Below are 13,135 nucleotides of genomic sequence, written 5' to 3' on the forward strand. Positions count from 1 at the left end.
TCAACCAGTGCCGTAAATAATGCAAATTAACTGCATTCAACTATAACGCCCGTAACTCCCGCATAGTTTGTTTAAACCGCCCCTGAATAGCATCTTGATGCAAATGCTGCCCTTTTTTCACCCGCCACTGCCCACCAACCAATACATCCCGCACCAAATTATCATTACCGGAAAAAATCCAATTATTCAATAATTCACTGGCAGCAATCCCGCTCAAATTGGGATGATTAGCATCGAGCACCAATAAATCAGCCCGCATTCCAGCGGCCAAACTACCCACTTTTCTGCCAGAAGCTTGTGCTCCACCTTCCAGACTAGCTTGCCATAGAAAGTCACCGATCCGGCGCTGACCAGCGACGCTAGACATATTGCGGCGCTGAGCGCGCAAACGTTGACCGTATTCCAGCCAGCGTAATTCTTCAATCGGGCTTTGCGAGACATGGCTATCGCTGCCAATACCAAAACGGCCTTGCTGGGCAATATAATCAGGCAAAAGAAAAAATCCGTCACCCAAATTACCTTCGGTACTGGTACAAATTCCCGCTACGGCGCGACTATTAGCGATCTGAGTCACTTCACCGTCAGACAAATGAGTGGCATGTACCAAACACCAACGTTCATTCACCGTTTGCGTATCAAACAACAACTCAACCGGACGCTTGCCTGAAAACGCAACGCAACTATCCACTTCTTTTTGCTGCTCCGCAATGTGAATATGAATTGGTCGCTGCGGTGGTAATGCCTGAACCAACTCACTAATTTGCTGGGTGGAAGCAGCGCGTAAGGAATGCGGTGCAACGCCCACTTCGGTCTGTCCATTACGCAGTGGCTCTAATAATTCTACCAATTGCAAAATTTGTTCTGGGTTAGTCGCAAACCGGCGCTGTTCATGGCGTAACGGCTGCTGATTAAAATCGGCATAACTGTACAGCACGGGCAACATCGTCATGCCAATACCTGTAGCTTGTGCGGCAGCCATAACGCGCTGCGCAGTTTCTGCCATGTTGGCGTAAAAAGCACCATCTGGAGCGCGATGTAAATAATGGAATTCACACACCGAGGTATAGCCGTGGCGCAGACATTCTGAATACAGCTGAGCCGCAATCGCCTGAATCTGTTCAGGATTAATGGCGAGCGCAAAGCGGTACATCAAGTCGCGCCAGGTCCAAAAACTGTCCGGACCTTCGCCAGCAATTTCAGTCATGCCGGCCATGGCGCGCTGGAACGCATGAGAATGTAAATTGACCATGCCGGGCAATACGAACTGCTCGATAACTTCATGCAGAGCGGCGCTTGCATTGTGTTCAATTTGAGTTAAATCGCCGCTTGCATTCCAATGTAGGCGTACATTTTCGGCCCAGCCATCGGCTAACCAAACGTTACGTGCAAATAATGTCGTGTTAATGCTCATGCTTATTCCTTACTCCGTGTTTTTGCCCAGCTCAAACAAGCCGCTAATAATTCGCTCAACAATGGCTGAACCTGCGCCGCCAAATCAGGCCGGTATGCAAAAGGGGCTGTTTCATTCATATACACACATTGGCTCATTTCCAACTGCACTGCATGAATATTATTGGCTGGATTACCGTAATTCCTAGTTATGTAGCCGCCTTTAAAACGACCATTGAAGACATGGCTAAATGATGTGGCATGAGCAGATTTTTGCATCAACTCCGCCAGCTCCGCTTGTAATTCCAACGCACAGGATTTTTGATCGGCTGTGCCAAAATTAAAATCAGGCAGTTTGCCATTAAAAAAGCGCGGCACTACCGACGCGATCGAATGCGCATCCCACAAAATTGCAACACCATGTTGCGCTTTAATGCGCGCCAGTTCGCTACTGAGTTGGCTGTGATACGGCTGCCAGTATTTTTCGATACGATCGGCAATTTGTGGAGCATCAGGCAGATGTCCAGCCCGGTATAAATCTTGTTTTCCGAACGTATCGACCGGGCACAAGCCGGTGGTGTCTTGACCGGGGTACAAATTACTGTCTTCTTTAGGTCGATTTAAATCAATCACATACCGTGAATATTCCGCACTAATTACCGATGCACCTAATTGCTCGGCCATGTTGTACAACAGCGGCAAATGCCAATCGGTGTCTTTTTTAACTTGCGCAATATCATCCATTTCTGCGCCGATCTCGGCTGGAATAGTAGTACCAACGTGCGGCATGGAAATCAGTAACGGCGCGTGGCCGGCTTTAAAGTGAAATGGGTTTGTCATGATTAACTCTAAAAAAGAAAATTTAAAAATCGGATAGTTGACGACCGATGCGCGCTGCGGCCGCAAGTGTCAGCTCGATTAATTCCGGTTCGCGAAGTTGAGCACGGGCGTTTGGCGCCATCAGCGAAATCGTACATTCCACGCGTTTTTTTGACGAAAAAATTGGCGCGCTCACACCCCATACGTCCGCATCCACTTCACCCACACTGACCACATAGCCTTGTTGCCGACACTGCTCTAATTGCGCAGGTAAATACTGCGCTTCAGTTGGATGCTCTGCCAAAATTGCGGCAAGTAACGCGCCCGGTAAATGCGCCAACAACGCTTTGGCAGACGCGCCATGCACAACGGAATTAGCTCGCCCTTTTGAAAACGAGCAGCGTAAGGCTTGCTGGCTTTCCAGCATATCCAGACAAATTATTTGCCCATTCAGATACACCAGCAGACCAACGCTTTCGCCCGATTTTTCAACCAGACTAACCATTTCCGCATGCGCGACTTGCATTAAATAGGAATGATGATCAAAACCCCAGGCCAGTTGCAAACTGAGCGGCCCCGGTTGATACAGCCCGCTTTGCCCGTGCTCTTGCACCAAACCCCATTTCTTTAATGAAGCCAGATGCCGATACAAACTGCTTAAGGGTAATTTGGCTTGAGTTGCCAATTCCCGTGCCGTCAGCGAACTGCCATGCCGCGCTACGAGCGCAAGCACCTGCAGCGCGCGTTCGCCAGTTGGGATAACAGAAGAAGAGGATGGGCTATTGGGCATAAGCTACTGGGCTGATAATGTGCTTACCATCCTAGCAGTTCATTCTATAAATTCAAGCTTATATTCCCATTTAGCGGGAATGCTGGCGGTTTACTTGATTAAATTACGATTTATTTATTGGTGTTTTACTTTTTACATACTCTAGTATTATTTTATAGATTAACGTATTAGCTATATTTTTGATATTTATATACTGTCTAAAAAATGCTTTTTTGTCGCAGGCAAAGCCATTTGATACGCTAATTTTAAAAAACATAGTTGAGGGTATATAAGAAGTGCTCCATAGCCATTCAATTTCTCAAATTTTATTGAGAATTGACCCAACCTTGAATTTTGTAGACTGGAAGCAATTTAATTGCAGTGTACTCAATATTTATAACAAACTTGCCACATATGTTACGCAACGTATTATCATCACTCACCGATGCCAATTACTGCGATTAGGTAGTCAACGATGGTGTATCAATTTTTATGAATGGAGAAAATCATGAGCAAAGCACAAGACAGTAAAAAAGCAGTAAAAAAGGAACCAGCAAAAACCATGAAAGAAAAAAAGGCCGATAAAAAAGTCAAAAAAGAGGAAAAGAAACGGGTTCAGTAATATAAAAAAACCCAACGCACAAAGTACCACTGCGTTGGGTTACATCGAGATTTCATTTTTAATTCGCACTACAGAAGATCTGCCTTTAAATTCTTCACTACTGTAATACGCATACAACTACCATCAAAATCCATTAGAACAGGACGGTTCTAATGAAATCCTGATCAAATCAAATCCCGACCAAACCTTGCATGCTCAATCCGGTTGCCGTGCCAAGCACTGCCTGATTAATTTTAGTCAATACACCGGTGCTGCTGATGGAATACGCCACCACTTTATCGTCACCCAGATAATCGGAATACAAATACAAGCCATCTGGACTAACCCACGAATCTGCCGCCACACTATTTACACCGGTAATTGCTGACGGCTCTGTTGCCGCCTGCGCACTTAATAAACTCACCGCACCCGCTGTTGTGACCGAATAAGATGAAATTGCACCTGCGCCATTACCCACATAAGCAAACTGGTTATTCGGTGTAATACTCAGCCAGCATGGCGCTGCAACGCCGCTAGTTCCAGAAGCAATGGCCGTCAATGCGCCACTCGTTGAGAACGAAAATGAACCCAGTCCCATGCCGCCAATATTGGTCGACAAATAAACCCAGTTACTGGCGGTTTGCATGAACGCACCAGCAAATGGCGTGTTACCGGTCACATTTACGATCGGCGTAGCAAGCGAACCGTCACCATTGATAGGATAAGAAACGATGGCGTTCGCGGCATGACCAGCACTGACCACCACAAAACTACCGTTAGGTGAAATAACGACTTGATTCGGTGCTGCACCAGCGACCGCCAAGCTATACAAACCTACCTGAGTTAACCCGCCGCCGCTACCAACCTGGTAAGCACCTAATTGATCTGAGCCACCTTGAAAGGTGACATATAAATAGCCGTTATTAAAAGCCAGGCTGTTCGGTGTAAGGCCATTGGTTGACGTGTTTTTTTCCAATGTCAAACTACCGGTGGTTTGATTAATCGCAAATACCGAAATAGAATTATCCCCAGCATTCACCGCAAACAGCGTTGATTTATCCGGGCTAATGATGACGCTATGCTGACTAGCTAAAGTATCAGGACCTGGAGCGGCCGGTGCGCCACCACTTTTGATCCCATTCGTACCTACCCCTCCGGTACTAGTACGATCTACCACGGTAATAGCGCCAGTGGCAGAGCGTGAAAAATGCACAATCACGTTGGCGGTTTCATTCGATTGCGTATATAGCTGGTTGGCTAATGGCGGTGCAATGACAGGCGCTGTAGCATTAGATGTTGTCGCTGGCGTTGAAGAGCTAGAACCGCCGCAAGCGCTTAATGCAGCAAGCAGACAGCTGATTGTAATTCCGCCCAAAATCCGTGGCGCTGAAAGCTGAGGTGAATGTTTCATGTATTACCTTTCAAAGAGAGTGAAATGTTGGTCAGCAAAACACCACATAGCCATCTTCATGGCCCATCACAGCGGATGATGTGCAGTTTGCATACCCTTTGTCTTTGGTAATACGGATTCCTTACACTTTATTTAAAAGTAGTGAAAAAATTTTTACGACGACTAAATAGAATGGAATTCAGAATGTTAGGCGTATTCAAGTGCAAATTGTTGTCTAGCTTTATCCGCTGATGTGAAATTCAACTCAGAGATAACTAGTTGAATATATTGTCTTTATTTTATATTTTTGTCGGAAAATTTTACATAGATGTTGCTCTTCATCCAGTAATTTCCCATAAGTAATTGTTATATAAGGAAATAATTAACTGGTACATTTTTTGCTTACCATAATCACTATTGGCAATTTTTGATTACATTAATTCATTCCAAAACTTAACACCAAGGGAGTTCATTCATGAAGAAAATAGTAGCGCTAGTTATAGCTGTATTGATGACAGCAGCGGGTTCTACCGCATATGCCACGCCCACAGTATCTGTTGGAATTGGATCATTCAGCAGCGGACCTGACATTACATTCGAAACACTTAGCAACTCTACTCCCATCACAAACCAATACAGCGGACTTGGCGTTACTTTTAGCAATTTTTGGGCAGATACCTCTTACGGAACTACGTTTTTCTCAGATGCCGGTAATGTTGGAGCCGATAACTTTGCTGGTCCCGGCGGATGTTGCACTAGTTCCGCTACGATCAACTTTACGACGGATTACTCCATGGTCGGATTCGAAATCGTGAGTAACGGAAACACAACCATCAACGTACTGAGTGCAAATAACGAAATGGATACGTTCAACTTCAATGCCAGACCAAATAGTAATAGCGGAATATTTGTTGGCCTAGAAAATCTCAGCGGTATTAGTGAAATATCGTTTGGTCCGTCTGCAGAAAATGACGCTTTCTTGATCGACAACATACGTTTGGAAGGGGCCGCTCCCCAGCCTGGGACTGTTCCCGAACCTGGGATTCTTGCTCTCCTTGGCATTGGCCTAATTGGATTTTATTTTGCAAGACGCAAAAAACAAGCAGCTTAATTGTATAAACTGAAGTCGAACAAACCCTCTACGGAGGGTTTGTTTTTTTGAACGACCATAATTTTCACAAAAACGGCTTGAATGCCAACTCACTTTTGGCGGATACAGCCGATCAATGCTACACGCAGGCTTGCCCGATTTAACTCATCATCCAAGCAATGTGCTTTATTATTTACTAGCGCGTGCCTGCGCCACTAAAGCATCAACTACTTGCAAAGTGGCTTTATCTAGCGCTACGTGCTCCAAGTCTTTATTGCTCTCATCAACGGATGCCATGCTAGTTAAATAGCGCCCATCCACGACGATAGTTGGGGTGCTGTCAACATGGTAATTTGCCATGACGTTCTTGAGGTTATGTAGCTTACTGATCACGGAGAACGAATTATAAAAACCTAAAAATTTTTCTTTATCGAGCCCGTTTTTTACTGCCCACTCAAGATTGTCTTCATCTCTCAATAATTGATGATGCTCAACATGCCAGGTGTTCAGCACTTTACTGTGCATGGTATCTTCAAGTTTCATCGCTTCCAAGGTCAAGAACAGATGCGCCTCAGCATCGTTGAGCCCGTTATGCGGGACATGGATGCGCTTAAACTCTACATTCGCGCCCTGCTTTTTAACCCAATCCAACAATGCCGGCTCTAAGGTATTACAGGCCGGGCAGTGGTACATAAAAAATTCGATCACTTCAATTTTTTTACCAATCGACGTCACTGGCTGTGGCGTAGCTAAAGTCGTATATTCTGCGCCGTTAATTGGCATAGTCGGCGTGGCTAAAGCGAGATTGGCAATAAACAAAAAAGAAGTGCAAACAAAGCTGATGGCGCGCATGGGAACCTTTACATGTAATTAATGGTGAATAGCTGGAGTGCTCAAGCAGACATCCAACAAAACAGAGTGGAATAATTTTACATTAATTTCCTGCCTGCAAGATATTCTCTTATTCTTAGCATTTAGCCAGACAAAAAAATGCGCATCAAACACATCAACTGTATTTGATACGCAAACCGAGGAAGAACTCTGTCCTACTCTGTGCCTGTACTACTTAAACCCGTCAACCAATACTTACATTAATTCACGCGCTTTCAAATCAGCCAACGTAGCGTCAAGGCAATGACGTATCAACTCGATCATTTCATCTATTTCTGCAATCGTGGTCACCAGCGGCGGCGCGATGATCATGCGGTCCCCCACGGCACGCATAATCATGCCATTGCCAAACATGTGGCCACGGCAGATCATTCCGACTTCCAGTTTTGAATCAAAGGGTACGCAGTCGTGCACGGTTGCGCCTTTTTTCTGCACCAGATTTAAGCCAGCAGCAAAGCCGCAAGTTTCTGCCACGCTGACCAACGGATGATCCGCTAACGTTGCAAATTTTTTCTTCAAGTAAGGGCCGGTTTCGTTGCGTACTTTTTCAACTAACTGCTCTTCTTGAATAATACGGATATTTTCTAACGCCGCAGCACAAGCCACGGGATGGCCGGAATAGGTAAAGCCGTGGTTAAAGTCGCCGCCTTTTTCAATCAAGACATCAGCGACCCGATCCCCTACCATCACCCCGCCCAACGGGATATAACCGGAAGTGACACCCTTGGCAAAAGTCATCAGATCCGGCTTAATACCAAAGTATTCTGATCCGAACCAGTGACCTAAACGCCCGAAGCCACAGATAACTTCATCGGCTATTAACAAGATGCCGTACCTGTCGCAAATGCGCTGAATCTCTGGCCAATACGTGGATGGTGGAATAATCACGCCGCCCGCGCCTTGCACTGGTTCACCAATAAAAGCAGCCACTTTTTCTGCGCCGACTTCCAGAATTTTTTGCTCTAACCAACCAGCCGCTTCCAGCCCAAATTCTTCCGGTGTTTTCCCTTTGCCGCCTTCAACATAATAGGGCTGGCCGATGTGAACGATGTTGGGAATCGCTATACCGATTTGCTGATCGTGCATGCCGGACATACCGCCCAACGAGGCGCCTGCGATAGTACTACCGTGATACGCGTTATGACGGCTGATAATAACGTTACGCTCTTTAAAGCCCAGCAGATCCCAATAACGGCGCACCATGCGAATATTGGTGTCATTACCTTCTGAGCCGGAACCAGTAAAAAATACATGATTGAACTGCGGCGGTGAAATCTCGACTAACTTAGCCGCCAATTGCGCCGCAGGAGCATTGGTCGTCTGAAAAAAGCTGTTGTAGTAAGGAAGCTCCTGCATTTGCACATACACCGCATCCGCAATACTTTTACGTCCGTAACCAACATTCATGCACCACAATCCAGACATTCCATCCAGCAGGCGTTTTCCTTCCGAATCCCAAATATAAATACCCTGACCCTTAACAATGACTCGCGCGCCTACGCTGGCTAATGCTTTGGTATCGGTAAAGGAATGGATGTAATGCGCGGCATCTAATTCTTGAATTGCACGCGTATCATATTTTTTCTGAACGTCTGATGCACGAATTGAGGGTGTTACGATGGCAATTGGATCTGATTTATTTGAGTACATGATCAACCTTTTTGTGGGTGATTAGATGCAGCAAAGCACGCAGAATGGAAAACATTATTCTGCGCTGCGTGCTTGCTGGTTTTTAGTTTAGGCTAGGTTTAGCTATAGTTGATTAAACGTGCAGTAGTAAATGCTCACGCTCCCAAGGGCTGATAACCTGCATAAATTCCCTGTGTTCCAACTCTTTGATGGCGGAATAAACGTCAATAAAACGGTCACCCAAGATGTAACGCAAACGGGTTTCTTTCCGTAAGCCTTCTAACGCTTCCGACAAACTTTGCGGCAATTGATAATCAAGATCGTAGGCGCTATCAACCGTAATTGGCGTTGGCTCAAGCTTTTCTATCATCCCCAAATAACCACAAGCCAAGGTCACTGCCAAGGCCAAATACGGATTGGCGTCAGCGCCCACCACACGGTTTTCAACTCGGCGATCTTGCGGACCAGATTCAGGTACGCGGAAGCCGACTGTACGGTTATCTTTACCCCATTGAATATTAATCGGCGCGGCGGTATGACGCACAATGCGGCGATACGAATTGACGTAAGGCGCGACAATCGCCATCGCGGCTGGCATGTAACGCTGCAGGCCACCTATGTAATGCATGAACGCTTCGGAAGAACTGCCGTCTTGATTACTAAAAATGTTCAAACCGGTTTTAGTATCCACCACGCTCTGATGAATATGCATGGCTGAACCGGGTTCTCCGGTCATTGGTTTAGCCATAAAGGTGGCATACATATCGTGCTTTAAAGCCGCTTCACGCAAAGTACGTTTAAAGAAAAAAACTTTATCAGCCAAGCCCATCGGCTCGCCATGCAAAAAGTTAATTTCCATCTGGCCGGCACCGATTTCATGAATCAGGGTATCGACATCGAGCTGCATCAATTCACAGTAATCGTAAATATCTTCAAACAGGGGATCAAATTCATTCACCGCATCAATGCTATAAATTTGACGGCTGGTTTCAGCCCTGCCACTACGGCCAACCGGTGGGCGTAGCGGAATATCCGGGTCAATATTTTTTGCTGTTAAATAAAACTCTAATTCTGGTGCGACGATAGGAGTCCAACCTTTTTCTGCGTATAAACTCAGCACCCGGCGCAAGACTGAGCGCGGTGCAAAATCAACCAGGGAACCATCGGAAAAATAACAGTCGTGGATCACTTGCGCGGTTGGGTCAGCTGCCCAAGGTACCATCGTGATGGTGTTTGGATCAGCCCGCAAAATCATATCGCGGTCAATCGCAGAAATAGCACGCTCATAGGCGGCGTTATCGGTTGGATAGTTACCAGTTACCGTCATTCCAAGCACCGCTTCCGGCATTCGCATACCGCGATCTTCGGTGAATTTGGTACGCGGCATAATTTTTCCACGCGCAACACCAGTCAAATCGGGTACCAGACATTCAATTTCAGTAACGCGCTTTTCGTTGAGCCACTGATCCATATCGTTGTATGAAAAATTTTGGCGTAAAGACATGAGTTTCTCTCTTATTTCGTTGGTATTTGCTCTGAACTTAGCTTCAGCAAGTTCATCTTATTTTCGACCTGCAGAATTAAAAAAGCTACGGCTCTGCTGGCGTAAAGTTGGCAAAAATTTTAAAGAATTTCATGTTATCTCCTTGGTTTTTTAGGATTTACGTAAAATTGTTCCGGCAAGGCGCACCGACGCTGACAGTACTTTAGTACGGCAAGGAGAGTGCAACGCCGCTGGGGCGGTTTTACGTAAATCTTACTTACATACCGCTGATACACCAGTACTTAACAGTCAAATAATCATCCATCCCGTACTTAGAACCTTCGCGCCCCAAGCCCGACTGTTTGACACCGCCAAATGGTGCGACTTCGTTTGAAATGATGCCGGTATTAATTCCCACCATACCATATTCAAGTTGCTCCGCCACGTTCCAGATACGGCCAATATCTCGGCTAAAGAAGTAAGAAGCCAAGCCGAATTCGGTGTCATTTGCCATGCTGATGACTTCTTCGTCGGTGTGAAAACGGAAAATCGGCGCGAGTGGCCCGAAGGTTTCTTCCCGCGCCACTTTCATGGATTGTGTGACTCCTGACAAAATGGTTGGTTCAAAAAAAGTTTGGCCAAGCGCGTGACGTTTGCCGCCCAATACAATTTTTGCGCCTTTGTCCAACGCATCCGCAATATGCTCTTCCACTTTTTCTACGGCATGGATATCGATCAACGGGCCTTGCGTTGTACCTGCCACAGAGCCGTCACCGACTTTTAATTTCTGAACTGCTGCGCTAAGTTTTGCAACGAACGCGTCATACACTTTATCTTGCACATATAAGCGGTTGGCGCAGACGCAAGTTTGTCCTGAATTCCGGAATTTAGATGCCAATGCCCCTTCAACGGCAGCATCTAAATCTGCATCGTCAAATACGATAAATGGCGCATTGCCGCCAAGCTCCAACGACAATTTTTTAACCGTGTCCGCCGATTGGCGCATCAGCAACTGACCGATTTGAGTTGAGCCGGTAAAGGTCAATTTGCGAACGATAGGGCTGGCAGTCATTGCCCCGCCTATCGCAGATGCTTTGCCTGTGATGACGCTAAACACACCGGCAGGAACACCAGCGCGGTGCGCTAATTCGGCCAACGCTAATGCAGAAAATGGCGTTTGCGCGGCAGGTTTGACGATCATCGGACAACCGGCTGCTAAGGCCGGACCAGCTTTGCGGGTAATCATCGCGGAAGGAAAATTCCACGGTGTAATCGCCGCACAAACACCGATCGGCTCTTTGGTAACCATAATGCGGCGGCCATGTGTTGGAGTAGGGATTGTTTCGCCGTAAATGCGCTTTCCTTCTTCCGCAAACCATTCTAAAAAAGAAGCGGCGTATACAATTTCGCCTCGGGATTCGGTTAATGATTTACCTTGTTCGGCGGTCATAATCACTGCCAGATCGTCGGCATTCACTAACATTAGCTCATACCATTTACGCAGAATAGCGGAGCGTTCCTTGGCCAACAAAGAGCGCCATGCCTTAAAAGAAGCATTCGCAGCAGTGATGGCACGCCGCGTTTCTGCCGCGCCCATACTCGGCACAAATCCGAGCGTTACTCCGGTGGCAGGATTGGTTACAGCGATGTTTTCACCATTGTCGGCGTCACACCATAAGCCATTCAAATAAGCCTGTTGTTTAAACAGACTAGGGTCTTTTAAAGTTAGCATGATTACTCCTTAGTTGGCACGAAGAGCCGCATCCAGAATACCTAGTGCTTCGGTCATCAGCGCATCGGTGATAGTTAATGGGTACAAGAAGCGAATTACATTGCCATAGACGCCGCAACTCAGCAATAGCAAACCCTTATCTAATGCATACGCCTGTACTTTTTTAGTGAAGTCAGCATCTGGCTTGCCGCTTTCCGGATGCTTAAATTCAATCGCAATCATTGAACCCAAACCGCGCACTTCTGCAACCCGGCTTTTTACACCTTGGTCTTGCATCGTGGTGTGCAGTTGATTGGTTAAGCGTTGTCCCAATTGATTGGCACGTTCGATCAGTTTTTCATCGTCAATAATATCGAGCACCGCTAACGCTGCGGCGACTGCCAGCGCATTACCGGCGTAAGTTCCGCCCAAACCACCGGGTGCTGGCGCATCCATGATGTCAGCTTTTCCGCACACGCCGGATAATGGCATACCGCCGGCCAAGCTTTTTGCGATTGTCATCAAGTCAGGAATAACGCCGTAATGTTCCATCGCAAATAACTTGCCAGTACGGGCAAAGCCGGTTTGGATTTCATCTGCAATCAGCAAAATTCCGTGTTGGTCGCAGATGGCACGTAACGCTTGCATGAACGCGACTGGCGTGACGCAAAATCCACCTTCACCTTGTATCGGCTCAATAATAATAGCCGCCACTTTGGCTGGTTCAATGTCCGTTTTAAACAATGTTTGCAATGCGCTGAGTGCGCCTTCCACCGACATGCCGTGCAACTCACTTGGGAATGGTGCGTGATACACCTCACCAGGAAATGGGCCGAAACCGATTTTATATGGATCTACTTTTCCAGTAAGCGCCATGCCCATTGAAGTACGGCCGTGAAACGCGCCAGAGAAGGCGATTACGCCGGGGCGTTTGGTCGCAGAACGGGCAATTTTGATGGCGTTTTCAACTGCTTCAGCGCCGGTGGTAAAAAATGCCGTTTTTTTGGCATGCTTACCCGGAGTGAGTTGATTAATTTTTTCAGCCAATTCCACATAACTACCGTACGGCACAATCTGGTAAGCGGTATGCGTGAAATGCTCTAATTGTTGCTGAATGGCGGCGACGATTTTCGGATGGCGATGACCGGTGTTGACTACCGCAATACCGCTCGCGAAATCAATATAGCGCTTGCCTTCAATATCCCAAATTTCAGAATTTTCCGCACGTGCTGCATAAAAATTGCACATGACGCCGACACCGCGCGGTGTCGCTGCATCTTTGCGGGATTTCCATTCTTGATTCGAGTTCATTGCATTTTCCTATTTATTCTATTGAGCGCACTACAACTTTATTGATAAGTAA

General features: G+C 46.6%; 10 protein-coding genes. 1 reads left to right on the forward strand and 9 read right to left on the reverse strand.

From position 1 onward, the window contains the following. Positions 1–40 precede the first annotated feature (40 nt). The 4 genes from S2091_RS09625 to S2091_RS09640 form a co-directional block, all read right to left on the reverse strand. Positions 41–1,411, reverse strand: a complete 1,371-nt coding sequence (locus S2091_RS09625; RefSeq protein WP_105531603.1) for a formimidoylglutamate deiminase — start codon at positions 1,409–1,411, stop codon at positions 41–43. 2 nt (positions 1,412–1,413) lie between these two features. Beyond that, positions 1,414–2,229, reverse strand: coding sequence for an N-formylglutamate deformylase (gene hutG / locus S2091_RS09630; protein ID WP_105531604.1), 816 nt, complete (start codon positions 2,227–2,229; stop codon positions 1,414–1,416). Positions 2,230–2,251: 22 nt separating this feature from the next. Continuing rightward, the gene (locus S2091_RS09635) at positions 2,252–2,998 is read right to left on the reverse strand and encodes an IclR family transcriptional regulator (protein ID WP_105531605.1); all 747 of its coding nucleotides are present in this window, start codon (positions 2,996–2,998) and stop codon (positions 2,252–2,254) included. 770 nt (positions 2,999–3,768) lie between these two features. After that, positions 3,769–4,989, reverse strand: a complete 1,221-nt coding sequence (locus S2091_RS09640) for a lactonase family protein (protein WP_105531606.1) — start codon at positions 4,987–4,989, stop codon at positions 3,769–3,771. 454 nt (positions 4,990–5,443) lie between these two features. Here S2091_RS09640 and S2091_RS09645 point away from each other — a divergent pair, with 454 nt between their 5' ends. After that, complete coding sequence (locus S2091_RS09645; protein WP_105531607.1) at positions 5,444–6,079, forward strand: PEP-CTERM sorting domain-containing protein; 636 nt, start codon at positions 5,444–5,446, stop codon at positions 6,077–6,079. Positions 6,080–6,247: 168 nt separating this feature from the next. On the opposite strand, the gene S2091_RS09650 is transcribed toward S2091_RS09645, so the two are convergent. The 5 genes from S2091_RS09650 to gabT form a co-directional block, all read right to left on the reverse strand. Then, positions 6,248–6,910 carry a thiol:disulfide interchange protein DsbA/DsbL gene (locus tag S2091_RS09650; RefSeq protein ID WP_105531608.1) on the reverse strand — a complete coding sequence of 221 codons (663 nt, stop codon included), beginning with the start codon at positions 6,908–6,910 and terminating at the stop codon, positions 6,248–6,250. Between the two features lie 234 nt (positions 6,911–7,144). Continuing rightward, on the reverse strand, positions 7,145–8,599 hold the full coding sequence (locus S2091_RS09655; protein ID WP_105531609.1) for an aspartate aminotransferase family protein: 1,455 nt from the start codon (positions 8,597–8,599) through the stop codon (positions 7,145–7,147). Between the two features lie 112 nt (positions 8,600–8,711). Further along, on the reverse strand, positions 8,712–10,082 hold the full coding sequence (locus tag S2091_RS09660) for a glutamine synthetase family protein (RefSeq protein WP_105531610.1): 1,371 nt from the start codon (positions 10,080–10,082) through the stop codon (positions 8,712–8,714). Positions 10,083–10,338: 256 nt separating this feature from the next. Next, entirely contained in the window at positions 10,339–11,793 is a 1,455-nt protein-coding gene (gene gabD, locus S2091_RS09665; protein WP_105531611.1) for an NADP-dependent succinate-semialdehyde dehydrogenase, read from the reverse strand. 9 nt (positions 11,794–11,802) lie between these two features. Then, a complete protein-coding gene (gabT, locus tag S2091_RS09670) occupies positions 11,803–13,083 on the reverse strand; it encodes a 4-aminobutyrate--2-oxoglutarate transaminase (RefSeq protein ID WP_105531612.1) in 1,281 nt (426 codons plus the stop codon). Positions 13,084–13,135: the final 52 nt, after the last annotated feature.

Origin of the sequence: Solimicrobium silvestre, assembly GCF_002976435.1 — a bacterium.
In the GTDB taxonomy this organism is placed as follows: Bacteria; Pseudomonadota; Gammaproteobacteria; order Burkholderiales; family Burkholderiaceae_D; genus Solimicrobium; species Solimicrobium silvestre.